Source organism: Paenibacillus sp. FSL M8-0212 (assembly GCF_038004645.1).
Classification (GTDB): domain Bacteria; phylum Bacillota; class Bacilli; order Paenibacillales; family Paenibacillaceae; genus Paenibacillus.
Window position 1 is genome coordinate 964733 of sequence record NZ_JBBORP010000001.1, and the last position, 23839, is coordinate 988571.

A 23839-nucleotide genomic window follows, 5' to 3' on the forward strand; every position below is an offset into this window, starting at 1 on the left:
TATATCTAGTCATTTACTTATGATACTAAGTACCCTTAAATGACAGTCATGCCACAGGCGATGTTGAATATACCCTTTTTTCTTTCCAAAACAGCATTAGAGCAAAAAAAAAAGCAGGCGTTAGCCTGCCACATCTCTTTTGCTGAATACAACCCAGGAAATCACCATGAAAATAACGTAATACACCGCCAGAACTGCAATAGAGAATCCCAGTGTCATTCCTGCACTTGGACCACCCATTAACGCAAAATCCGCCCCGGAGGTCATGTATTTGCTAAGATCCATGTTGTTGAATAGAACATACTTGGCCCACTCATAACGGACCGGATTGAATATGAGTGAGAAGATACTCTGTGAGAACATAATGAACAGGGACAATCCAATCGCAAGTGCACCTGAACGAAATACGGAGGACACCATAAAGGCAATCGCAAGCGTAATGAACAGATCAACGTACAAATATCCCCATAACGTCAGAGCATTCGTAGCCGGACTACTGCTTCCTCCCGGCGCATCATGCGAGAAAAGGATATAAGACGTTAGCATGGCCATCACGATGACCAGCAATGTACTGACAATACTGAAGCCAATGACGGTCAGATATTTGGAAGCGAGAACTTTGCTTCGTGACCATGGACGGATCAGCAATAGCTTAATGGTTCCCCAGGTAAATTCGCCCGCGACCGATTCCGCTGCAATCACGACACAGAAGATCGTGTTCAGGAAAAACGTAATCTGGATGGTCGTTACAGCCGCTTCCCAGTACAACACTTCATTGGACCCCATGCCTTCTCGCAGTAACACTGGCATTAATAGCGAGATCAGCGCCAGAATCGATAACATAATCCAGGTACGGGGACGACGGAAAATTTTCATATTCTCATTCAATATCAGATTACCAAAACTACCCAATGCCTCCACCCCCAGTGACTTGCAAGAATTGTTCTTCCAGGGTGTGAGTCACGTTACGAATACCGTATACCTGAAACCCTTCGCTAACCAGCTTGGCATTGATATACGGAATCTGCTCACGAGACACCCGCATCACCAGGACATTGCCCTGTACGACAGCACCCTGAATCAGATCCGCAGCGCGGTCTGCATCATTCAGCTCAAAAGCAACTTCGATTAATGCATCCGAACCAGCTTCAGCCCGAAGGTTTCTTACATCAATCAACTTGCCATTCTGGATGATGGCCACCGTATCACACATCAGCTCCATCTCTGACAACAAATGACTGGATACAAAGACCGTAATACCTTCCTCTTGGGTGAGCTGACGCAAATAATCTCTCAGTTCCCGTATACCCTGTGGGTCCAGACCATTAGTCGGCTCATCCAGTACAAGCAGCTTCGGTTTATGTAATATCGCTTGCGCGACACCCAGACGCTGGCGCATGCCCAGTGAATAGGTTTTGACCTTATCGTGAATACGAGCCGTAAGCCCCACACGCTCAATCGTTTCCGCAATGCGTTCTTTTGTAACTCCCGGCGACATGCGGGCAAAGTGAACGAGATTCTGGTACCCGGTCAGAAACTTGTACATTTCCGGATTTTCCACAATAGCTCCTACCTGGGCTACCGCCTTCTCAAATTCATTCTTCACACTGTGTCCCGAGATGAAAATATCACCTTTACTGATGGACATCAGTCCAACCATCATCCGAATCGTTGTTGTTTTCCCCGCGCCATTAGGTCCTAAAAAACCAAAAACCTGCCCCGGAGAAATATCCAGAGTCAGGTCGCTGACCAATGATCGGGAGGATATGATTTTGCTGACGCCCTGAATCCGGACGACCGGCTCCTGCTGCATTCAATCCCCTCCTTCATGGACGAGCATATACTTCATGCCCGTTTCTCATATGCACATAGTGTATCATAATCTTTAGTATATTGTCCCGCAAACTGGGATTTCCCCTGACGTTTCGCTTCAACTACACACGCTTCACAGCATCCAAGCGGCATTTCACTCCGGTAGAATCCGGTGCGAAATACGTGATTGCCTCCATTGCCCTCTTCCTTCATTTCGACAGAGCTTCTAGCGACCGACACAATCATCCCACAACTGACACAGTAAAAGCGGCCCGTTTCGATCAATGATATTCCTTCCCCTCACAAGGAGCTTAGAAGTCCTTGTTATTTGTCGTTAGACGCTGAAAATTGATACATTTTGTATCTACCTCGTAATTTACTTGACACCGGGACTATTGTCAAGGCTTTACAGGCATAAAAACAAGAAAAACACAAAAAAAGCTCCATAAATGCGACAAAAGTCTCGCATTTACAGAGCTTCATGTAAGGTAAATGATACAATTCGGTGCAACGTATGGGTTAATATTATTTCCTGATCAGTCACTATTGTCGACCTGCGAGGTATCCTCATTTTTCTGATTTGGATAATACCAGAGTAATGTCCACTCATCGCCATCCTCTACAAGATAACAGGTCTGCACAATATCGAATTGGCCAAAGGTACCTGAGTACTTCTGGGTGACCTGGATTCTGTAGGCTTCAGAAAATGGCTTAACGCCATCGATCACCGTTACATCAAACTCGCGCTCCGGCTTTTCCATCTCCAGCTCAAACGTTTCCACGCCAAAATGCTGCATAAATATATGTGCTCTGTTCTGTACGTAAGCACTCTTGGGAAACCGCTCTTTCATCAGGGGATGAAAGAGTTCCCATGAACTGCCGAAGTCACCCGTCTGCTCATATTTGTAAAACTCTTCGGCAACAGCAGCAGCTTCATCCGATGTATCTGCCTGAAACAGATACGGAATGGTTCTGGCAATCAACCACAGCAATAATACAATGATCGCGATGAACCCGATCTTTTTGAGCAAAGCATTCCGGTTCCTTCTTCGCAGCATGTCCAGTCCTCCTTGTCCTACTCCATACTTATGATGGATGGCAGACAAGTAGAAGTTGAACGATACATCTAATTTCCTGGGAAATCACTCACTGTGAATGGAAGTACGCTTTCCCTTTCTGATCCTTCGGATAATGGACTGAAGTCCTGCATATATGGCAATCCCACAGCAGCCGCCGAGCAAGTCTACTCCAACATCGCGTATCGAGCTTGTCCGGTCCGGGCTGAACTGCTGAATATATTCATCAATGGAGGCTATAACAAACACCACAGCCAGAGCAGAAACGATACTGGTCACAAGGGATGTTCTTCTGTACCGCAGCCCGCCGTACACAAGCACGGCGAGCACAGCGTATACAAATAAGTGCGCACTCTTGCGGAAGACGAACTCTGCAAAATCATACGGCCTCTGCTTCAGCGAATACTCATACTCCCCGTAAGTGAATTGCACATCAGGAAGCGTAAAACCGATGTGCAATTTTTGAGACCATTTATGAAGCCAAGGCTGAATGTCTTGCTGTTGAGAGGATTGTGTGGACATGGACCAGATAACCAGAATCCAGATCACAATCAGCAGCAGAGCAATGAGAAATCCGTACGTTCTTCGTACATGCTTTTGTCTCGTGCGCCCGGAGCCCTCCTCCATCATTTTGATCTTCACCACTTTCATATCTCTCTTGTTATTCTATTGATCCAACGTACATACCTCTGCCATTTGTACCTACATATACCTGACCATAGATTTGACGATCTGCCGCCATAATTTGCGGTTCATTGCCCAGCCCGATTCCATTACCTAAAGGACCTATATTGTTCCAGGTTACCCCCATATCATCTGAACGGAAGAATCCATTCACGTTATTTACGGTGCCATATACATAAACAGCTGGAACCAATCTGCCGGGCTGAGCTTTACCAAAGGCAAATAATTTGGAGTTCTGTACACCCTGGATCTTGGAAAATGTATTTCCTGAGTTCGTTGATGCATATAGTCCATCGGTTCCCAGACTCACCCATACATTATTCGCCACGCCAGGTGCAGCTTCAACTTTAATGAAGCTTGTATTGATATCCGTATTAACAGGAAGGCGAACCGTATTGGCTTTGGACCAGTTGGCACCAGCATCCGTTGAGCGATACATATAACCAGCAGCATACATATAAAATTTATATCCATTGATGCGATCGGCAGCCAGTGGATGATTATAGGCGAAGACCATATTTCCCCCGATAGCCTGAAAAGGGGCACCATTCATATTTTGCCATGTTGCGCCACGATTCGTGCTTCTGACCGGATTACCTGTCTGGGGGTAATAAACAATTACATTTGGATTAATGGCTGAATAGGCCACCCGCCCCAGTGTAGAACCTGCTGGAACGTTTACCGGCGTTACCGTAACTCCGTTATTGGAAGAAACAAATAAACGTGTGGTCGTACCATACCAGTCACTGCTTCCCAGAAATATCATGTAATTCGGATTTGCCTCATGATAGTCAATACTCACAATTTCTCGCATACCTGCGAGCGGGATTTTATTAAGAGGAACATCGTTTACATTTTCATGTCTAAACCCGACTTGATCCGTTAAACCACTAAAGAATGAAACACCCTGAGGTGGTGTGGATGCAGTGAGTGCGACGACTTCTTCATGACCATCGGTAATGGCTTCCCAAGTACTCGCAGTACTACCGGTCAATCCATTGGTACCATTGATATTATCCGTCTTGTACACGCCAAACCAGTCTGTAGCGTATACCGTGCCCGGGTTATGTGGGTCAAACTTGATACTGGACGTCGCTGAGAAAAACATGTTGGGTGTCCACCATGACGGTTTGGATACCAGCGTTTTGCTCACTGTTGTCCAACTCTGTCCGCCATTAACGGAACGATACAGTGGCAGATTATCTCCGCCTGTTCGAACGGCTGCCAGGATGTGATTATCATTATTGGGATCAATCGTGATTCCATAATAAGATGAGTAACTGGAGCTGGGTGTTATATTCGTCCACTGCACACCATTGAACTTGTAGACGCCCTGATTATCCGTGGTCACATACAACGTCCCGTTCTTCGCCACAGTCATACGTGCAGGATATTCGGGACTTCTTCCGGTAAGTTGCCAGGTGGTCTGCCCATTGCTTCTTGGTGCTTTGCTATACACACCGATGCCGCGAACCCCCGCATACACAACTTGACCTTGCTTCGTGACGGGATTCAATCCATAAGCTACACTTCGTATTCCCTCACCGGACAGCCCGCTAGGTACATCCCATACCTTGCTCCATGTTGCTGCCCCGTCACTGGAAGTGTACAATCCATCATATCGTGTACCAACATGCAGGTAATTGGAGTTCGTGGGATTGACGGCGATGCTCTCTCCCATGGCGCGATGGATATTTCCATTCGATTCATTCCGAAGATTAAGTCCGGTTCGAATCCAGGTTTCTCCCCGGTCTGTAGATTTCAGAATATCGCTCGGCCCCACATTCCCGTACTTCCCAGCAGCGATATACACGATATTAGGGTTTTGCTGATCCAGTGCAATCCCATCCACACCGTACAGATTGCTGTCCTCATCTCCGAAATGATCCAGTAGCGGGACCCAATCTCCTGAGGCTGCATCCAACCGATAGGCTCCTCCAACGTCAGTTCGAGCGTAAACCAGATCAGGCTCAGTCGGATGAATAACCACACCTGTAACGTACCCCCCACCACCAATAGGTATATTCTTCCATTGATAGTTTTGAGCTGATTGAACAACGTTTGTACTTGCAGGTATCATGAGCATATACATTAGGAGCACAATCAGAGATAATTTCAATAGCCTGGAGATACGCATCTGGTTCACCGCCCTATCCGATCATTTTAAATGTTCTTCAATCATCTGATGTATTCTGTCTCGCTCTGACTGTTCCACGATATAGTAATACACTCCGTCTATTTTCTTGCCCGTGCCTTTGATCTCAACAGACTCGATATGATTCAGCACCGGGCGGTAATTGGAGAACATCTGCTTCATTTCATCAAAGGTAACGTCAGTTCTCACGTGAGCACTTACTTCATCCAGCAACGTCTCCAGTTGCAACACGTTGGATACCTGAACCGTATTCTTCAGCACTTGTTTGATAATCTCCCGCTGACGGTCATTCCGCCCGAGATCCCCCTTCGGATCATCATAACGCATTCGCGAAAATCCCAAAGCTGCTGCACCATCCAGATGAATATTTCCTTGCTCGAACCGATAACCTTCATAGTCAAATGCAAACGGGTTATTCACATCCACCCCACCCACCATGTCGATGACCTGTGCAAAGCCCTCCATATTCACTTTCATGTAGTAATGTATGGGAACATCAAGCAATTGTTCCACCGTTTGCACAGACATGTTAACGCCCCCAAAAGCATAGGCATGGTTGATCTTATCCTCCGTGCCGTGACCAACAATATTCGTTCTGGTATCTCGGGGGATGTTAAACATAAGTGCGGATTGTTTCGCAGGATTAACACTTAATACAATCATGGTGTCGGAGCGCCCCCGATCATTGGAACGTTCATCCACACCCAGGATCAAAGCATTAAAAGGTTCTTCATTCTCCATGTCCACAGGGAAATCTCCCCCACCCCGCTGGTCTACAATAGATACCTGCTTGATGGGTTCCCGGGGTTCATACATTTGATCCGCCGCAGATTTAACATGCAGATACAGATACACCGAATATCCAATCATGACAACTGCAACAAGGGAAAGGGCACCTAATGTTATTTTGATCCCGCGTCTCATGTTATGGCCTCCGTTAGATGACTGCCGTTTTTCTTCCATCGATATTGGTTAGACCTGGACGACCAACGGAGTAGTATTGGAAGGACGTATCTTTAATCTGATCTTCTCCGTAGATGTTTCTTCCATCAATCAGGATGGGTTGATTCATATGCGCTGCCAAATCAGTCAGATTAACCTCCATGAACTCTTTCCATTCCGTCAGAACACAGAGTGCATCAGCACCTTCCGCCGCGTTCATGGCAAGATCCTCCCACGTAATGGATGGGGAATCCACCTCTTTGCGGAAGTTCTCGGTAGCGATGGGGTCATACGCCCGAATCACTGCCCCCTGCTCAAGCAAACGTTGAATGATTTCAATCGCCGGAGCATCACGAACGTCATCGGTATCTGGTTTGAAAGCAAGCCCCCAGATGGCAATCTCCTTCCCTTCGAGTGAGCCTAGTGCATCTTCCAGTTTACGAATGACGTTGAAGCGTTGATCTTTGTTCACTTCCACCACGGACTTCAGCAGTTTGAAGTCATAATCCACATTACCTGCAATTTGTATCAGAGCCTGTGTATCCTTAGGGAAACAGGAACCTCCGTAACCAATGCCTGCCTTGAGAAAGGAGGCACCGATTCGTCTGTCATAGCCCATGCCTTCGGCAACGCGGCTGACATCTGCTCCTACTTTTTCACAGATGTTAGAGATTTCGTTGATAAATGAGATCTTGGTTGCCAGAAAAGCGTTGGATGCATATTTAATCATTTCAGCCGAGCGAATATCCGTAACAATAATCTGATCGGTTAATGGCTGATGCAGCTCTTTCAACGTGGCGACTGCCCGCTCACTATGTGTCCCAATGACTATCCGGTCAGGATAGAGCGTATCCTTGACAGCGGTACCTTCTCGCAGGAACTCCGGTACCGATGCCATGTCGAATGGATGATTCGTCAAACTGCTGATCCATTCCTGAATACGATCGTTGGTTCCGACAGGAACAGTGCTTTTAGTCATTATTATTTTATAATTATCCATATAAGAACCTATTTCTCGCGCGACAAGCTCAATAAAACTCAGATTTGCTTCGCCATTAGGCAGGGATGGCGTACCCACCGCGATGATGATGATATCCGAACGACTGATGGCATCCTGAATGTTGGTGGTGAAGGACAGCCTTCCTGCTTTCATATTGGCATTCATGATATCCTTCAGACCCGGTTCATAGATCGGAACATGACCGTCCGTTAACATATTCACTTTTTCCACATTGTTGTCTACACAGATCACGTTATTTCCCAGTTCCGAAAAACATACGCCCGATACCAAACCCACATACCCTGTGCCAATCACCGTAATATTCATTCCATAATCTCCCCCATGTCCTAATGTGTTGGTTACGCGTGCTTCACATATGTCTGAACAATGTCCTGCCATTCGGTAGACACTCTAACGATATCTTCCTCAATCAGCTGGCTGCCGATCTGTACTTCAATGATCTCCAGTTCCGTAACGGCTCTGACAGAATGAAGCATACTCCGGTCAATGATCACCGTATCTCCTTGCCCGATCATTCGGCTCTGCCCATCCAGAATCAATTCCCCTGTTCCCGATACAACCGTCCATACCTCATTGCGAAGCACATGGTATTGATAACTCAGGTTTTTCCCGGCACTGATGCAGATTCGTTTGGTGAGAACCTCGCCGCCAGCTTCGTTTCTTGTGTAATCCAGAACCCGGTAGCACCCCCACCTACGCTCCTCATACATGGGGCGTTGATCCTCATTCTTCAAGATTTCCTTGATACGTGGGCTGGCTTCTTTGTCACTGACCAGAATGCCATCCGGACTCACGGCGACCACCACATCCGACAATCCCAATATGGCAACCGGAATGTTCAATTCATTGACCAGGTGCGTATTCAGGGAATCTCCCGTAATCCACCCTTTTCCTACTACTGAGCTTCCCATCTCTTCCGTGAGTGTGTTCCACGTGCCTAGGTCTTTCCAGAAGCCGTTATACGGAATAGCGATAATCTGATTCGCCTTCTCGACAACCTGGTAATCAAAACTGATCTTGTTCAATCTTCCGTATTGCTTCAGCATTTCGTCATACTGGATCGGCAGTTCCATCTCAATGAGCAGATTAATCAAATAACCAAGTTTAAAAGCAAAAACCCCGCAATTCCATAATGCGGCCTGCTCAATCATGAGGACCGCATCGGATTCGCAGGGTTTCTCCTGGAACTTCGCTACATTCACGTATTCATTGTTATTTTCACTGGAAGATAGGGATTGCGGAATGATGTATCCGTACTTCTCTGACGGGTATGTCGGCACAACTCCCATCAAGGCCAGATCAGCACCAGACTTATCAAGCATCTCCGGTAAGGTTGCCAGCACTTCGAAGAATTCTTTTTCAACAAAGGGATCTACAGGCAACACTGCAATCGTCTCATTCAGACTCACACTCTCTACGGAATACAGATAAGAGGCTGCCAGCGCAATCGCTGGAAACGTATCTCTGCGCTCAGGCTCCACAACCAGTCTCACATCGTCTCCCAGCTGAGAAGTCAGAATCTCCACCTGTGGCAAACTGGTTGCAATAAGCGCCTTTGATGCAAGTCCGGCATGATTCAGCTGTCGCCATACCCGCTGTACCATGGATTCCGGATTCCCCTCAGGCCCATGGAGTACTTTAAGAAATTGCTTGGATCTGGAATCGTTGGATAACGGCCAGAGACGCTTGCCAGAACCGCCGGATAACAGAATACTTCTCATAGCGCTGCACCATCCGACAGCACAACCGTACTCGCTCCCTTGCTGGTCTCGGTTGGCTTGTTATATGTGCTGGTCTGATTGGATTCCAGTCTGCCTGCCGGATTGCTCTTGGTCCAAGCTGCATAATAATTCGAGTTCTTGCCGTATGAATTATCCAGCAGGATGTTCGGTTGATCCAGGAGACAGGCCAGAATATGTCCATGCAGACGGGATGTCGTGATGGTCTGGTATTGATTGAATTCCTTAATGGCCGTATGTACCATCCGATCAGAGTATTTGTACCACAACCAGCGGGCAAAAGAGCTGCCTTTCCCTGACTTCAACCGGGACGTAATCATGCGAATGATCTTCCGGTCGACCCGGTTGTACAATGTCTCCCAGTCTTTAAACGTGGCCTTGGGTCCACTGACGGATTCGTAATGCACCTGATTCTGAGTTTTCTCAATGTCTTTACGAAAGAAATACAACATCTCTGCACTAGGCTTGCTCTTGGACTTAAGAGGCCACAACTGATGCGCCATATCCGGAGAAAGGTACACATTGGTTTGTTGAAATTCTTTACTGGCTATCTCATAAGATAAGGTGTCCCGGACAAAAAAGTGTACATCCTTATGACGATTGAATACTTGGGCTGTCTTCTTCAATTCAATATCACTCTTGTAAAACATCGTCTGTGGCAGAATGACAATCCGGTGATTCGGATGTTGTGCAATCATTCGCTCTCTCAATTTCTGATGGGCAGGGTACAGATCACCAAAGTTACCTCCCCCGTGCAACACGATCGTTATACCTTCCGGAACCTTGAGGGACAAAGGGCAATCCAGAATGCTGTATCTGGCACGTACTTGAATATCATTGTCCCGGAAGAAAGCCTCAGTACCTTTCATAATCAACAAGTCGCCACCATTGCTATGCACCGGGTAATCCAAATAATAGATTTCGGTACGCGGTGGAATGACCTTCAAAATCTGACGTAAATGTCCCTTCAACTCTTCCATTGGATGAATATTGTTAGTGCCCAGCATCTCCATCTCCTCCTTGGGTGACTCTTCTTCTTTTTTTGTTTAACCGTTCATAGAGAAACGGTATATCTTCCTTGTCATAGAACATGGCGGCAAACTTCACCTTAAATACAATCTTCATCGCAGCCACAGTAACCACCATTCGTACAATGGACCCGATCAATAAGGCAATTGCAATGCCGTTGAGCCCCCACAGCGGGGTGAATACAAAGAACAAAGCCACCGTCACCGAGAGTGCAATGAGCTGTCTGATCATCACAAGCCCTGGCCGACCAAGTGCATTAAATGCGGATGCCAGAATCCAGGAGCCACCACCAATGATGCATTCCACAGCCAAAATATAAAATGCTACGCTCGCTTCCAAAAATTCGGAGCCAAACAGAAGACCCATCAGGTAGTTCCCCACAAACATGGTGGGTATTACTATGATCATCATGACCATGAGCGAGATGCGGAAGGCTCTACCGACTGTTCGAATAATCTGCTCTTGAGGCAATCCGGTCACTTTTGGGAAAACAACATTGCTAATCGCCGTCTGTACCGCATTGTAGATTCGCGATAACGCAAATACGACGGAATACAATCCAAAATCACGCGGGGTGAGCAACGCCAAAATAATGATTTTATCGAACTGGGTATACAATGTTCCTAACAATTCAACGCCATACACCTTGCTGCCATAACCAAAAAGCTTCTTGGCTGAGCTCTGGTCCACCCGATCTTTGAACCATCTCAGTCTCAACTCATTACGGTTGGCATAGATAGCCCACGCCACCACGGAGAAGCTGGTTACAAAATAGATCGCAGCCGCGAGTTGAATGCTCAGCATGCCCAGGCCCCATAACACAAAAAGCCCGCCTACATTAAACAGGGGGATCATTAACCGGATACCATTATATACAGCGAATTTCTCCCGACTCTGCGAGAGGGCTGATATGAGATTGATGACAATAAGTACAGGAACAGTAGCAATCGTATACCATCTGGATATCTGCACGACCTCCGGCGGAAAGCTGGAGAGCCAGAAAGGTAATCCAAACCAGGCCACAACACCAATGATGATGCACACCGGAACTTGAAAAAGAAAGCTTAACCGAACATACTGTGCACTCTTCTCGGTTGCGCTCTGTTTGATGTTATAAATAATAGAAGTTGGTAGTCCAAATCCGACCAATCCGGTTAAGAGCGCTGGCCAGAACAGGATGGCCGAGAATGCGCCCTTTCCCTCTACGCCGAACATGCGTGACGTCAAAATGGAAGACAACATCGTCAGTGTCATGACCAGCAGATTGGTTCCACTTGTCTGGAATATGGCACTCATTAAGCCGTTTCCTCTGAATACTTTGCGAAGTGCAACTTGCGCCATAGCGATCCTCATCCCTTACTGTTTTGACGAAGCGACCCAACGATCATGCCGTTTCGGTAACATACTTTGGCAAGCTGACGTGTGAACCGATCTGCATTATAAATGTAGATCAGAGAGGTTGTGATCCCCTGGGCAAGCTTGATGCCATGTTTGGCTGTACGCACAACACCACGGTCCTGATCCCGAATGGCATCACTCACACCCTGCCAATAGATTCGGCGCAGAAACCAGTTCTTTGTCGTTCGCTCTTTGGCTACTTTATGTTGTACCGCGCCATATGGCGTGTAATATACCTTGAACTTTGTCCGTATTCTTGCAATTAATTCACTCTCTTCACTGGAGAGAAGGTTGTTCCCCACTCTTCCAAGATCTTCACGGAAGGGAGCAAGTTGATCAAAGACGGATAAACGAAAAGCCACATTTGCACCAAATGGAATATAAGGACTTTTCATCTCAGTGACTTCATCTGCAAAATCCAGAATGGTGAACAGCGACCTGTTCTCGGGTGGAATCCACATTGGTTCAGGCACTTCCCAGATCGGATCAATCTTGCCTCCGACACAACCGATATTTTCATTCATCTCAAACACGCTAACGATCTGGCGAATCCAATCCCTGCAAGCAAAGGCATCATCGTCAAGGAACAGGATATACTCGCCGCGCGCCTCGTGAATGGCCCGGTTACGGGCTACAGACAAGCCTTGCTTTTCTTCCAACACATACCGGATCGAATGGTTCTCATGCTGCAAGATGGTTTGAAGCACGATTTCCCGTGTGTTGTCTTTCGAATTGTTATCAATGAGTATGATCTCATAATCGCTGCTTGCGTAATTCTGTTGTATTGCACTTCGTATGGCCTCTACCGCATCATGTGCACGGTTATACGTACAGATCGCGACGGTTACCTTCATCATTTCATCCCCATATTTTTCAATTAGGTCCACCCGTTCATCTGCACTAACTGGAGTACAGGGTAAGTGTCCTTTGGGCAATCACTGGCCAATCCAGCCGCTCCAACGCTTTGACAAAACCACTGCCTTCCTGAAACTCCGATTGTTTTAATCGGATCATATTCATTGCCTTGAGCAATCCATCCGGATCCGAAGGTTCATAGAGTACCGCACAATCTTCCGGCAGGTATTCCTCCAACAAGCCAATCCGTGGTGCCACCACCGGTTTACAGAAGGTCAATGCCAGAATCGCACTGCCAGAAGTTGCAATCTGTTTATAAGGAAGGATGATCGAATCGACTGCATCAAAATAGTCCGAATATTCATCATCTTCAATGAAATGAAAATGGGTATGAATATGTCCGCTCTTGAGAAATTCATCTCCAAGGTCATAATCCTTTACCTTTTTACCGGCAATCAACAGATGGGCTTGTTCGGAATCCAGATCCTTGAATGCCTCCAGCAAATCATCCACGCCCTTGTACGGCGACACCTGACCGAAGAACGCATACACATAACTATCCTCCGGGATGCCAAACCGGGAGCGGATATTCACGCCTTTCCCCTGATACACTCCCTTGTAATGTCCATGCGGAATAACCTCGATCCGGCTGGAGTCAATCCCAAACGTCGAACAGATCTCAGAGATCAGGGGTTTACCCATGACAATCAGCTTGGAGCAATTTTGGACCAGTATTTTTCTCATCCAATAATCAAACCGCGTCTTGCCGCTGTTGTGAGGCCAGATGTTATGCACCGTCCAGAACAATTTGGCCCCTCGCAAGCGTGCAAAACAAATCATCAATACATACAGAATCGATTTGATCACTGTTGTCAGCACGGACGAACCTCTGTAATAGAAGCTGGGCCAATGAAAATGCAGCACATCATTTTTTCTCAGTTTGAGTAGATCTTTTTTGGTAAACTGTTTTACTTCCCATCCCTTATTCTCAATGGAATCGGATAATAGCTCATTGAATTTATTGTTCTCAATCATCTTGGGCAGCATATACACCGTCGGATTTTCCATCCAGGCACCTCTTACTTTAGTTTCATTCGCACAGGTTCCTCTGTATACGTTCCAACTGCGCGCCTTGCATGAAATCTCATTAGAAATCCTTGCAGCATAATTTTGGTATTACGCTTGAGCAGTACCCAATCTTTCCACCAGGGATACAGCGACAGTGCTTTTTTCAAATAAACGTTATTGCGAAGCGTATTTCTCGACCATTCCAGCATTCGATAATGGTGTAACTGACGGCGCTTCTGTTCCTTGGACATGTCATTGTAGTATTTCAAAATAATCTTGCGTTGGCCCTTGTACTTGGCCGTTGTAGAGGTTGAAATTCGTGGTCCACTGTGGATGTTGATATCCACCAGCGGTTCTTTCACATTCACGGCGATGTAGCCTCGTTTCAATATGCGCAGATAAAAGTCATAATCCTGAGCGGATGTCAGATTTTCATCGAATCGAACTTCACGGGCCAGTGAGGTAAGTACCATGATTTTGGACGTTTCCCCGATCCAGTTGAATGTAAGCAGATCCTCATACCGAATAACATCGCGAGGTTCCACCGACAATTTCCGTTTGACCACCTGATGCTGCTCATTCGTGTATGCGAGATACTTGCTGCAAAAGGTGAATGATTCCTGTGTACGCTCCAGCACTTCCGCCTGGGTTTTTATTTTGTCAGGCATCCATTCATCATCATCATCCAGGAAGGCAATGTACTTGCCATTGGCTTGGGATATCCCTACATTCCGTGCATGGTTGGCTCCTTTGGGATATGGAACCCGGATGTACCGAATCCGTGAATCTTCCCGGGTCCACGCCTGACAGATTTCCGGCGTCTGATCTTCTGAACCATCATCCACAATGAAAATCTCCAGATACGGATGTGTTTGCTCACGTACACTTCTCAACGCATTTTTCAATAACTCGGCCCGGTTATGGGTCGTAATGATGCAAGATACCAAGGGGTTCATTTCATCACCTTTTCCTGTTCACTAGGATACCTTCACTTGAAGTGCATCATATATTCCTGACAATCTGCCCACGAGAAGATTCATATCAAACTTATCCGATATAATCGCTCTGTTATGTGAACCCATTCTTGCTCTAACCTCTTCATCCATGATGAGATATTCCAGCGCTGATGTCAGCCCGTGCACATCTCCCGGCTCGATTAACAGCCCATTATGACCGGATGTAATCACTTCGGGGATGCCTCCGACGGTGGTCGATATAATGGGCAAGCCACAATTCATTGCTTCAAGTATGGCCATAGGTAATCCCTCATGATAAGAAGGCAGGACCAGTAGATCCGCTTCCCGCATCAGCTTTTCCTTTTGCTCTCCGTTAATCCAGCCGAGTACATTGACACGATCCTCTATTCCATACTGCTGCACGATTGCTTTGACTTCTTCGACTTCACCATCCCCTGCCAGATTAAAGGTGGCTGTAACGCCCAGCGCCTTCAATTGCTGAATGGACTGAAGCAGATCGTAGACTCCTTTTCGCTCACCCAGTCTGCCCATGAAGAGAGCATTAACGGCTGCCTGTTGTTCTCTCGCAAACGGTTCTTTGACAAAGACCCCGTTATAAAGAACCTCAATCGCTGTCTCCGGCACAATCGTAGCAAAGTATTCTTTCCACGTCTGGGACAAGACAATCAACTTATCTGCCTGATTCAGAATGTAGTGACAATACTTGCGCTGTAGAGCAAATTGATTGTAGAAATCATCAAAGCTGGCCGCATGAATATGCAGAATGACTGACTTTCGAAACAACTTTCGTGCCGTTAGCAGAAATAGAGACTTCCGATAAAAGCTCCCGTTGTTTGCCATATGAATATGCACGATATCCGGCTTAAACGTGTACAGCTTCATCCAGAATTGAATGAATCCCCGTATAAAAATAAGCAGCCGTGAGAATACGCTGCCCGTGATATATGTCTCGACCCGCTGCATGGCATACATTTCTGAGATGGAGGAATCCTCAATGTTTTTGATGACACTCACAATTCCACCCATATCCTTCAAGGATGATCCAACAACCAATACTTTTGGTTTCATGATAGACTCCTTTTTTTCATGGTTAATCTTCAGACCACTTACAGACTATTCACGTAATTTTTAATGGATGAGATCAGATCAGACTGTTTTCTTACATAGGGCTGGAACGTCAGCTCCTCTATGCAAGGAATTAGCTTTTGCAAATCAGCCTGACTCTCCGCGACGGCCACATAGCCGTTATCCTGAAAAACCTTGGAGATCTCAAGCTGATGGTCATCCACATGCTCGCCCCATTCTTTCCGGCGTGGAATGACGATCACCGGCTTGCCACGTTCGAGCGAATTCGTAATGGAGCCAACACCCGCATGAGAGATAATGCATCTGCTGCGCTCCACATATTCATTCATCTCTTCCTGCGTGAGGAAAGGAATCACAGTGAAATTTCGCGGCTTATACTCGGTATATCCGGATTGGGCAACAACCTCTTCTTCAATTATTCCTGCCTCAATCGCCTCATCAATAAGCTCAAACATCCGATTGAAGGGAAAACGCTGGGTTCCAACGATAGCAAATATCAAAATAAAGCCCCCCTGTACTTCGCATTGGGATAGCTATCCTGCAACGTTTCCCATTGGATGAAGAACTCATCCGAGATTTTGTACATCAATCTCCCGGTTGCGCTGGAGGAATAGATTTTGGCATAACTTTCGATATAAATCAGCTTGGCACCGAAGATTTTACCGATGAGGCAAAAAGGGTAGGTAGCTCCCGCCCCTGTTGTAATGATCACCTTTGGACGCTCACGCAGATATAGAAAGAACGACTTGATAATATTAGCCACAAAGATTAGCAAGAACATCGCATTTTTACGCTCTTGCTGCATTAAGAAGTATACTTTGCCCTGAGACGATTCTACTTTTCTGCTTTTATTCTTCTCGGTAATCAGGAAATAATCATGTTCTTCAACCGCAGGAATAATTTTGGTTAATTCATCAAAATGACCGCCTGTAGAACTGATCAAACAGACCTTCATGTTCTAATCTCCTTTGAAAAGGATACGTCCTTGGCTCGCTGTATCTGTATATCCACTTCTGCTTCAGCCACTGACTTGGAATGAACTCCATTTCCCGTAGCATATAACGCGTTCAGGAAGATACAGAATGGAGCAATTAGATGAACCGTGGACAGGGTATTGTCAAAAAAGGAATAGGTCAGGAAACCGATAATCATTCCGGCAAAATACAACCGGTTCATGCCGCTCAACCGGAAGTACACGGCCCGGAACACCAGCAGCAGCGCTAGAAACAACAGGATGGCTCCAACTAAACCGCCATCGTAATAAAAACGAATGTATTCATTATGCGGAACAACGAATCCAGAAAAGATACTTCCATCATTCGCTACGAGAGTTGAGCCGAGTCCACGTCCAAATATCGGATACTCATTTGCTTTGCCAATAAAATAATTCCAGGCTACATCCCTTCCCGACAAGCCTTTGCTCTCTGACCTCATCTCATAATTGTCCCACTGCGCTATCACCATATAGGCCACAGCGACAACAAACAGAATGAGAGGAATAATGGCACTGACTCTGCCTTTGATGAAGGCTTTCAGTTGATCAAAAAGATAGACCAGTATAATCGGAATAAGCGCAATAAGCGGCCCCCTTGTTCCCGTCTGGACCAGAATAACCAGATGTGTCAAGGTAAGCATGTAATACAGAACAACCTGATGGCCTTGCTTGATCTGAATCAGACAGACACAAATGGAGATAAAACACAACATGGCCAGATGCGCGGCGATGTTAGCTCCTTGTAACCGGGTTACACCCGACATCTCCAGGTTAGTAATGGACAATATGCCGGCGAGTTGCAGAATATAACCACCAGCAAGACTGAACAGCGGCAACCATGCGAGTACACGTATAATTCGTTGACTGATCTCTCTTGAAAAATGGGGCATCAGCAACAAAAAAGGAACAATGACTCCCAGAAAGGCCTTAAATGGATCGAGCGGACTAACCTTGCTGGGCAGATCAGATAGAAAATAACTTTCCACAAATAAAAACCCAATCGCCAGTGCAGGATAGATCAGATCTTTGCGAATACCAAAGCGTAAAAAAAGAGAGACCACAAAACCCAGAATCGCCAGCTTGTAGAAGGACAGCGAATCCAGTCCTGCCAGATGAATGCTAAATATTTTATCAATGGACAATGAAAAACTTACGATGAGAATCATAAAAATCCAGCTGGGCTGTTTAATATAAACGCCCAGCAGAATCACAGCTATGAGTGCAACAACCGAGACTAGCGGAAGATAGATTGCTGCGAAGACAATTACCAGCGAAAAAAGAATGATATTAAACGACTTCATATTTAATGCAGCAAGTATACCGGTCTTTTGCATATCTGCTATGCCACCTCAAAGCCAGAATCGTGTTTCAAAACGCATCCTTCGAACCTACCAGCACCTTGAACGTTCTGAAGATAATTTTGATATCCACCATCATGCTGCGCTCACGGGCATACGTCAGATCCAGCTCCACCATTTCCTCAAAACCAACACTATTTCGACCGCTGACTTGCCATAATCCCGTACATCCCGGGATCATCTGAAGGCGTTGTCTGTCATAGGAAGTGTAGTTCTTCACTTCTCTGGGCAGAGCCGGTCTGGGTCCAACGAGACTCATCTCTCCTCTGAATACGTTCCACAACTGAGGCAGTTCATCCAGGCTGGTTTTCCGAATGAACTTGCCAATCCGGGTAATGCGGGGATCATTTTTCATTTTGAACATATTTCCATTCACTTCATTCTGATCAATCAATTGTTCCAGCAGATCTTCTGCATTCGCAACCATGGACCTGAATTTGTACATATGAAACTCTTTTCCATTCTGTCCCACCCGTACCTGACGAAAAAAAACAGACCCCTGCGGGGCCTCGATTTTGATCAGTAATCCGATGACCGCAAACAAGGGGCACAAAATGATCAAACCTATGAAAGAACCCAGCAAATCGAGCATTCTTTTCATAAATAGATACACTTTATCCGCATTTTGTCCTGACATCGTTGATGCATTGTACCCCAGACTTGGGTCCATAACAATCTCCGCTTCCTTCGATTGGGGAGATGGACTCATTCAAACTCCCCCCCGGCTGCATGTTCTACCGACTCTTTTTCCAGAATCTGTTGCAGAGCTTGCAGCATTGGAATTCTAAGTTCCTGTTTTTGCAGAGCGAAATCGATGGTTGTCAAAATGAATCCCAGTTTCTCGCCCACGTCATAACGTACTCCCTCGAAATCGTAAGCATACACTCCTTGTGTCTCATTTAAGCGCTGAATCGCATCTGTTAATTGAATCTCTCCCCCTTGACCAATCTCTTGTTGCTCCAGATGATCAAAAATCTCTGGACTCAGTACGTATCTCCCCATAATCGCCAGGTTGGAAGGCGCTGTGCCTTGGGCAGGTTTCTCTACGAACCTGAGAACCTCTGTCAAACGGCCATCCGATTGAAGCGGGTCTACAATGCCGTATCTGTCTGTTTGTTCAGCAAGTACGGTTTGTACGCCAACAATGGAATGTTGAACCTGATCATATTGATCAATCAATTGTTTGGTGCATGGCACTTCCGATACGACGATGTCATCTCCGAGCAACACGGCAAAAGGTTCGTCACCGATAAAGTTACGTGCACACCAGACAGCATGACCAAGTCCTTTGGCCTCTTTTTGTCTTATGTAGTGGATATCCACGTTAGAAGATTTGCGGACCTCTTCAAGCAAGCCCAGTTTCCCTTTTTCCAGCAAGTTGTGCTCCAGTTCAAAAGCGTTGTCGAAATGATCTTCAATTGCCCGCTTCCCTTTACCGGTTACAATGATGATGTCTTCAATTCCAGAGGCAATGGCTTCCTCAACGATATACTGTATAGTTGGTTTGTCCACAATAGGGAGCATTTCTTTGGGCATCGCTTTTGTGGCTGGCAAAAATCGTGTACCTAGTCCAGCTGCAGGAATGATTGCTTTTCTCACTTTTTTCATAAATACCACCCTATCCTCTTTTTTTTTAGTTTGATAAAAGTTGAACCAGGGCATCTAACCCGTCCTCACGTCATACCTTCGACGATTAACGTCTAAGGTTCATTGAACCCACAGCATGACCGAGTGCCTACAGTGATAAAGGTGCAGTAGACATTACCTGTTTACTTGGGAGCATTGGATGGAAGGTTTACTTCTCTCCGTAACCCACCGGAACTGCAACGTTTTTGATATTGTTCAGGATAGCGCCCAGGATTCGTGCATTCACATGCTCCAGAGCAGCCTTGGTCTTCTTCACCAGTTCCTTCTTGACCTTGCCCGAGTTCACGACCAGCAGCACACCATCACACAGCGAACTCACAATGAGTGCATCCGTTACAGCGAGCACCGGCGGTGTATCAAACATGATGACATCATATTGATCCTCTAACTTCTCAATCAGCCTTTTCATCCGGTTGGAACCGATCATCTCGGAAGGGTTCGGCGGAATTGGGCCAGAAGTGAATAATTGGAGATTGTCGATGTAGCTCTCTCTAAGCACGTCTTCCACACTGTACTGATTAGACAGCACACTACTCAGACCGATATGATTGGGTACGGAAAACACCTGGTGCAAGGAAGGATTGCGCAGATCCGCATCGATCAACAGAACTTTTTTGCCTTCCTGGGCATAGGTTACCGCCAGGTTGCTAATGGTTGTGGTCTTGCCTTCGCCGGATTCAGCGGAAGCCACCATGATTTTTTTGATATGACTGTCGATTGAGGAGAACTGGATGTTCGTCCGTAATTTACGGTATCCCTCCGAGATTTGAGATTTGGAGTTAAAATAGGTCACCAGACTGTTATTTTCATTGGTTTGCCGCGACATATTTGCCATCCCCCACTTTCTGTTGAGACACGTAATTTTTCGTATTTTTCAGATCATCTTTTTTCATTTTGGATATCACTGTAAGCACAGGCAGGCCCAGCTCTTTTTCAAGTTCAGTTTCGGATTTGAATGTGTCATCCAGATAATCCAGCAAGAATACGAGTGCAATCGCGAGCACAAGACCTGCGAACAGACTGACAATGATGCTTAATGTGGTTTTCATATTGATTGGAGATGCGTTACTATCCACTTTTGCTTCACTGAGGATAGCCACATTATCGATTTTCATAATTAGGGGGATTTGAGATTGGAACACGTTGGAGATGGCATTGACCGTTTTGGCGGCTTTTTCGTAGGTAGTCCCTTGTACAGTTATGCTCATCACTTGGGATTCGCTGGCTGTAGAGACGGAGGTGCTATTCATGAGTTGAGCAGAGGTTAAGCCTAAGTCCGGATACGTAGTAGCGACTTTATCCATAATGGCCGAAGATTTAATAATTTCTCTGTATGAGTTAATGAGTTTGATATTGGTTTGAATCATGCTAAAGTCCATCATCGCCTGGCCTTGAACGTTAGAGGTCTGGTTCACGATCAGTTTGGAACTTGCCTCATAGATGGGCTGGGTGAAGAAAATGCTTTTGACCCCTGCACCCACACCGGCTATCAAAGCAATTGCAACAATCAACCACAGTTTCTTTTGTAAGAGTCGAAAATATCCTTTCAGTTCCACTTTCATTCCTCCTATACGTTGTGATCTATCCTATGTAACTACCAGATGGACAGTAGCCATTTGCGAGGTTTCCAGCGTTCTGTGACCAGACACGAATTCGATAGAATGTGCGACGCATTCTCTGCCAGCCGCTTAACGGCTTCAGCTCCAAAACGACGCTCGATCGCCCGCTCCCCTTCACTTATGGCAAATGTCCTTTTGCACGTATCATGTGCATCTGATGAAATGAAATGAAACCCGTTTTCTTTACAAAAATGAAAACACCACTGCCGAACTTTCCGTCCGAAAAGCCCAGTGAAAGATTGAGCTGTGAGCTGACATAGTCCGCCCTGACTCAAGTAATCAGCCAACAACCTTGGCTTCTTCAAAATGACACGATTGCGTTCCGGATGAGCAATAATAGGGGTAATTCCCGCTATTCGTAATTCATGCAGTATCCTGGGGAACTGTGAGGGAATATGACCAAAGGGCAGTTCCAGCAACATGTAACGACTTCCGGCGAGTGTGCAGCACTTTCCTGCATATAAGTCTCCAATCAGGTTGTCATGCACCCTGATCTCCTGTCCGGGACGGATCTCCAGGCGAATGTTGCGTTTGCGAAGTTCTGCATGAAGCAGGTTCACGGCCTGATTGACCACCATCGGTTCATTGTTGTATTGCCCGTTCAGGTGATGCGGAGTAGCAATAATGGAGGTAATTCCTGAGGCTGCCGCCTTCTCAGCCATCGCAACGGACTGCTCCATTCGAACAGGACCATCATCTAGGCCGGATAATATGTGGCAGTGCATTTCAACCATATCCAAACTTCCTGAAATAGTATGAGCCCCCTCGCCCCTTTATTCATTGCGCAAATGCTTTTGGTGTTAAAGAACTAATGCATAACGCTATGAAATATAGTAAAATGGCGTTAAGTACATGTTTTGTTCAGAAAATGTTAAGAATCGACTTGGAATTATATGGTGAAATCAATGTAATGATAGGGTTTCTGCAGAGCCTTCTGCTCTGTTGCCTTTTCATACTGAAAACGGGAAACCGCGGGAAACTGAACTTCAGTAAGCATTGTGTTTAACTGTCCAGTTATATATAGTTTCTGTTCGTGCTGAATATGCAAGTTTGAATGATACATTGTAAGCTCTCCGAAGGGCTGTTTCCATTGCAACCTTGCGTGAAGTCGTACACATACATGTTGATCTTCAACATCCAAACCAATGAGCATTTCTGATGATACCGGCAACTTCAGGTCGCTCAGGAAGGTGATTGCTTGAGTGTCCATTCCAAGTAACAGAACAGGGCGTCTTTTGCGGTCTATCATTTTCCCATGAAACTCCTGAATGTACATATGGACATTTAATTTCATATCAGCCCATTCCTGAATTATTGAATACATGGTTTCATTCCTTTAGAATGGATTAGCCTACATGGACTGCCTACACTTCCTTCTCACAGGTATATGGTCCAGGCAACAAGGAGATACTTAAAATATTCCAAATGATACATTTTGTAACTCCATACGTCCAATTTACGATACAATACGTATCATGTCAAGCGGTATTTGGACATGGTTCTTTTGATTTACGACAATTTGAGATGTCCTTAGACAGACCTATTTACAAATGAAAATGGGTTAAAGGAAACACATGAGGAGTTACTCTTTTGCAGGAAAGCTGCCCTGATCAAACACTTGGCTCAGGATTGTTTCAATATATATTTGATGTCGTTCAGGGGGAAATAGCTTATGAGCTACGGAAATCGCATTGCTGAATTACGGGAACAGCGGGGACTTACTCAAGAAGAACTTGCGAGCTCCATTCATATCACCAGAGCTGCTCTCTCCCACTACGAGAAGAACCGTCGTAAACCGGATTTCGAAGTGTTAACGAGACTTGCTGACATCTTTGAGGTGTCTATTGATTATCTTATAGGACGTACAAAGCAAAGCGATGTCGTGATGGATGAAGACGTACGTGAATTCGTTGATACCTTGGAGTTATCGGATAAGGAAGTGTTGGAACGCTTCGATCTGATGATTGATGGGAAGTCCTTAACAGAAGAAGAGGCACGTCGTTTTATTGCGTTTGTCCGAATGGAACGCAGTATGGACTAAACCCGAAAAGAGGACCCAGTTCCCGAGAGATAACCTCTCTGGCTTCTGGGCTTTTTTGTGTGTTAATTCCCTTTCATTCCATGCTTGTCTATTGTGTCAAGGACGCTTGTTGTTGACGGAGGATACGAAATGGGTCCAACGCTCCGGGTCGATTCCGCATTGCAGTAAAACTTTCATGATGTCCATCTGGGTTGCTTCGACTGGTTTACCTGTCGGCCTACGATCGTCCCTGTTTGGATGCTTCATATTCATTCCGCTAACCTCTCTTATCTTTATACTTTCCCTGCCCTCCAAAACTAGCCTTATTATACTTGAGAACGTTCTTCGATGTTGTCGTC

25 protein-coding genes are annotated in these 23839 nt (G+C 45.9%); 1 reads left to right on the top strand and 24 read right to left on the bottom strand.

Going from position 1 to position 23839, the window contains the following annotated elements:
• Positions 1 to 120: 120 nt before the first annotated feature.
• From MKX68_RS04470 to MKX68_RS04585, 24 genes are all read right to left on the bottom strand, one after another.
• On the bottom strand, positions 121 to 912 hold the full coding sequence (locus MKX68_RS04470) for an ABC transporter permease (RefSeq protein WP_338591987.1): 792 nt from the start codon (positions 910 to 912) through the stop codon (positions 121 to 123).
• A complete protein-coding gene (locus MKX68_RS04475; protein WP_340909447.1) occupies positions 905 to 1813 on the bottom strand; it encodes an ABC transporter ATP-binding protein in 909 nt (302 codons plus the stop codon). Before MKX68_RS04475 ends, MKX68_RS04470 begins: the two co-directional genes overlap by 8 nt.
• 32 nt (positions 1814 to 1845) lie before the next feature.
• Positions 1846 to 2097, bottom strand: coding sequence for a hypothetical protein (locus MKX68_RS04480; RefSeq protein WP_143023589.1), 252 nt, complete (start codon positions 2095 to 2097; stop codon positions 1846 to 1848).
• 251 nt (positions 2098 to 2348) lie between these two features.
• Positions 2349 to 2870 carry a hypothetical protein gene (locus tag MKX68_RS04485; RefSeq protein WP_340909450.1) on the bottom strand — a complete coding sequence of 174 codons (522 nt, stop codon included), beginning with the start codon at positions 2868 to 2870 and terminating at the stop codon, positions 2349 to 2351.
• 84 nt (positions 2871 to 2954) lie between these two features.
• Positions 2955 to 3539: a VanZ family protein gene (locus tag MKX68_RS04490; protein ID WP_340909453.1), complete on the bottom strand. Its 585-nt coding sequence runs from the start codon at positions 3537 to 3539 to the stop codon at positions 2955 to 2957.
• 10 nt (positions 3540 to 3549) lie between these two features.
• Positions 3550 to 5691: a WD40/YVTN/BNR-like repeat-containing protein gene (locus tag MKX68_RS04495; protein WP_340909455.1), complete on the bottom strand. Its 2142-nt coding sequence runs from the start codon at positions 5689 to 5691 to the stop codon at positions 3550 to 3552.
• 39 nt (positions 5692 to 5730) lie between these two features.
• Entirely contained in the window at positions 5731 to 6651 is a 921-nt protein-coding gene (locus tag MKX68_RS04500) for an LCP family glycopolymer transferase (RefSeq protein ID WP_340909457.1), read from the bottom strand.
• Positions 6652 to 6664: 13 nt separating this feature from the next.
• Complete coding sequence (locus MKX68_RS04505; protein WP_340909460.1) at positions 6665 to 7996, bottom strand: UDP-glucose dehydrogenase family protein; 1332 nt, start codon at positions 7994 to 7996, stop codon at positions 6665 to 6667.
• 32 nt (positions 7997 to 8028) lie between these two features.
• Entirely contained in the window at positions 8029 to 9411 is a 1383-nt protein-coding gene (locus MKX68_RS04510) for a sugar phosphate nucleotidyltransferase (RefSeq protein ID WP_340909462.1), read from the bottom strand.
• Positions 9408 to 10436: a polysaccharide pyruvyl transferase family protein gene (locus tag MKX68_RS04515; protein ID WP_091033831.1), complete on the bottom strand. Its 1029-nt coding sequence runs from the start codon at positions 10434 to 10436 to the stop codon at positions 9408 to 9410. Before MKX68_RS04515 ends, MKX68_RS04510 begins: the two co-directional genes overlap by 4 nt.
• Positions 10423 to 11799, bottom strand: coding sequence for a lipopolysaccharide biosynthesis protein (locus tag MKX68_RS04520; RefSeq protein WP_338591963.1), 1377 nt, complete (start codon positions 11797 to 11799; stop codon positions 10423 to 10425). Before MKX68_RS04520 ends, MKX68_RS04515 begins: the two co-directional genes overlap by 14 nt.
• 8 nt (positions 11800 to 11807) lie before the next feature.
• Entirely contained in the window at positions 11808 to 12710 is a 903-nt protein-coding gene (locus MKX68_RS04525) for a glycosyltransferase (RefSeq protein ID WP_133386851.1), read from the bottom strand.
• A gap of 46 nt (positions 12711 to 12756) precedes the next feature.
• Positions 12757 to 13779 carry a glycosyltransferase gene (locus MKX68_RS04530; RefSeq protein WP_340909467.1) on the bottom strand — a complete coding sequence of 341 codons (1023 nt, stop codon included), beginning with the start codon at positions 13777 to 13779 and terminating at the stop codon, positions 12757 to 12759.
• Between the two features lie 11 nt (positions 13780 to 13790).
• Positions 13791 to 14735: a glycosyltransferase family 2 protein gene (locus MKX68_RS04535; protein ID WP_340909470.1), complete on the bottom strand. Its 945-nt coding sequence runs from the start codon at positions 14733 to 14735 to the stop codon at positions 13791 to 13793.
• A gap of 21 nt (positions 14736 to 14756) precedes the next feature.
• Positions 14757 to 15824, bottom strand: a complete 1068-nt coding sequence (locus MKX68_RS04540) for a glycosyltransferase family 4 protein (RefSeq protein ID WP_338591952.1) — start codon at positions 15822 to 15824, stop codon at positions 14757 to 14759.
• A 38-nt stretch (positions 15825 to 15862) separates the two neighbouring features.
• Positions 15863 to 16342: a PssE/Cps14G family polysaccharide biosynthesis glycosyltransferase gene (gene pssE, locus MKX68_RS04545; RefSeq protein ID WP_340909472.1), complete on the bottom strand. Its 480-nt coding sequence runs from the start codon at positions 16340 to 16342 to the stop codon at positions 15863 to 15865.
• Entirely contained in the window at positions 16339 to 16797 is a 459-nt protein-coding gene (pssD, locus tag MKX68_RS04550; RefSeq protein ID WP_036668906.1) for a PssD/Cps14F family polysaccharide biosynthesis glycosyltransferase, read from the bottom strand. The genes pssE and pssD overlap by 4 nt, the downstream gene beginning before the upstream one ends.
• Complete coding sequence (locus MKX68_RS04555; protein ID WP_340909475.1) at positions 16794 to 18170, bottom strand: O-antigen ligase family protein; 1377 nt, start codon at positions 18168 to 18170, stop codon at positions 16794 to 16796. Before MKX68_RS04555 ends, pssD begins: the two co-directional genes overlap by 4 nt.
• A gap of 34 nt (positions 18171 to 18204) precedes the next feature.
• Positions 18205 to 18903, bottom strand: coding sequence for a sugar transferase (locus tag MKX68_RS04560; RefSeq protein WP_036611331.1), 699 nt, complete (start codon positions 18901 to 18903; stop codon positions 18205 to 18207).
• Positions 18900 to 19802, bottom strand: a complete 903-nt coding sequence (gene galU, locus MKX68_RS04565; RefSeq protein ID WP_339785681.1) for a UTP--glucose-1-phosphate uridylyltransferase GalU — start codon at positions 19800 to 19802, stop codon at positions 18900 to 18902. Before galU ends, MKX68_RS04560 begins: the two co-directional genes overlap by 4 nt.
• 187 nt (positions 19803 to 19989) lie before the next feature.
• Complete coding sequence (locus tag MKX68_RS04570; protein WP_221819114.1) at positions 19990 to 20667, bottom strand: CpsD/CapB family tyrosine-protein kinase; 678 nt, start codon at positions 20665 to 20667, stop codon at positions 19990 to 19992.
• On the bottom strand, positions 20648 to 21397 hold the full coding sequence (locus tag MKX68_RS04575) for a YveK family protein (RefSeq protein ID WP_017690124.1): 750 nt from the start codon (positions 21395 to 21397) through the stop codon (positions 20648 to 20650). The genes MKX68_RS04570 and MKX68_RS04575 overlap by 20 nt, the downstream gene beginning before the upstream one ends.
• Positions 21398 to 21435: 38 nt before the next feature.
• Positions 21436 to 22194 (bottom strand): tyrosine-protein phosphatase, encoded by a 759-nt coding sequence (locus tag MKX68_RS04580; RefSeq protein WP_105597655.1) that lies wholly within the window; start codon positions 22192 to 22194, stop codon positions 21436 to 21438.
• Positions 22195 to 22349: 155 nt separating this feature from the next.
• On the bottom strand, positions 22350 to 22754 hold the full coding sequence (locus MKX68_RS04585) for a hypothetical protein (protein WP_340909483.1): 405 nt from the start codon (positions 22752 to 22754) through the stop codon (positions 22350 to 22352).
• A 378-nt stretch (positions 22755 to 23132) separates the two neighbouring features.
• On the opposite strand from MKX68_RS04585, the gene MKX68_RS04590 reads away from it, so the two are divergent.
• Positions 23133 to 23501, top strand: a complete 369-nt coding sequence (locus MKX68_RS04590; protein WP_017690127.1) for a helix-turn-helix domain-containing protein — start codon at positions 23133 to 23135, stop codon at positions 23499 to 23501.
• The last annotated feature ends 338 nt before the right edge of the window (positions 23502 to 23839 follow it).

What these genes read in the sequence shown, in the direction of transcription:
- MKX68_RS04540 (WP_338591952.1), bottom strand. Translation starts at nt 15,824, where the DNA reads ATGAAACCAAAAGTATTGGTTGTTGGATCATCCTTGAAGGATATGGGT.
- MKX68_RS04505 (WP_340909460.1), bottom strand. Translation starts at nt 7,996, where the DNA reads ATGAATATTACGGTGATTGGCACAGGGTATGTGGGTTTGGTATCGGGC.
- MKX68_RS04580 (WP_105597655.1), bottom strand. Translation starts at nt 22,194, where the DNA reads ATGGTTGAAATGCACTGCCACATATTATCCGGCCTAGATGATGGTCCT.
- MKX68_RS04585 (WP_340909483.1), bottom strand. Translation starts at nt 22,754, where the DNA reads ATGAAATTAAATGTCCATATGTACATTCAGGAGTTTCATGGGAAAATG.
- MKX68_RS04475 (WP_340909447.1), bottom strand. Translation starts at nt 1,813, where the DNA reads ATGCAGCAGGAGCCGGTCGTCCGGATTCAGGGCGTCAGCAAAATCATA.
- MKX68_RS04520 (WP_338591963.1), bottom strand. Translation starts at nt 11,799, where the DNA reads ATGGCGCAAGTTGCACTTCGCAAAGTATTCAGAGGAAACGGCTTAATG.
- galU (WP_339785681.1), bottom strand. Translation starts at nt 19,802, where the DNA reads ATGAAAAAAGTGAGAAAAGCAATCATTCCTGCAGCTGGACTAGGTACA.
- MKX68_RS04515 (WP_091033831.1), bottom strand. Translation starts at nt 10,436, where the DNA reads ATGCTGGGCACTAACAATATTCATCCAATGGAAGAGTTGAAGGGACAT.
- pssD (WP_036668906.1), bottom strand. Translation starts at nt 16,797, where the DNA reads ATGAAGGTCTGTTTGATCAGTTCTACAGGCGGTCATTTTGATGAATTA.
- MKX68_RS04555 (WP_340909475.1), bottom strand. Translation starts at nt 18,170, where the DNA reads ATGCAAAAGACCGGTATACTTGCTGCATTAAATATGAAGTCGTTTAAT.
- MKX68_RS04590 (WP_017690127.1), top strand. Translation starts at nt 23,133, where the DNA reads ATGAGCTACGGAAATCGCATTGCTGAATTACGGGAACAGCGGGGACTT.
- MKX68_RS04525 (WP_133386851.1), bottom strand. Translation starts at nt 12,710, where the DNA reads ATGAAGGTAACCGTCGCGATCTGTACGTATAACCGTGCACATGATGCG.
- MKX68_RS04490 (WP_340909453.1), bottom strand. Translation starts at nt 3,539, where the DNA reads ATGAAAGTGGTGAAGATCAAAATGATGGAGGAGGGCTCCGGGCGCACG.
- MKX68_RS04535 (WP_340909470.1), bottom strand. Translation starts at nt 14,735, where the DNA reads ATGAACCCCTTGGTATCTTGCATCATTACGACCCATAACCGGGCCGAG.
- MKX68_RS04500 (WP_340909457.1), bottom strand. Translation starts at nt 6,651, where the DNA reads ATGAGACGCGGGATCAAAATAACATTAGGTGCCCTTTCCCTTGTTGCA.
- MKX68_RS04530 (WP_340909467.1), bottom strand. Translation starts at nt 13,779, where the DNA reads ATGGAAAATCCGACGGTGTATATGCTGCCCAAGATGATTGAGAACAAT.
- MKX68_RS04560 (WP_036611331.1), bottom strand. Translation starts at nt 18,903, where the DNA reads ATGAGTCCATCTCCCCAATCGAAGGAAGCGGAGATTGTTATGGACCCA.
- MKX68_RS04485 (WP_340909450.1), bottom strand. Translation starts at nt 2,870, where the DNA reads ATGCTGCGAAGAAGGAACCGGAATGCTTTGCTCAAAAAGATCGGGTTC.
- MKX68_RS04570 (WP_221819114.1), bottom strand. Translation starts at nt 20,667, where the DNA reads ATGTCGCGGCAAACCAATGAAAATAACAGTCTGGTGACCTATTTTAAC.
- MKX68_RS04510 (WP_340909462.1), bottom strand. Translation starts at nt 9,411, where the DNA reads ATGAGAAGTATTCTGTTATCCGGCGGTTCTGGCAAGCGTCTCTGGCCG.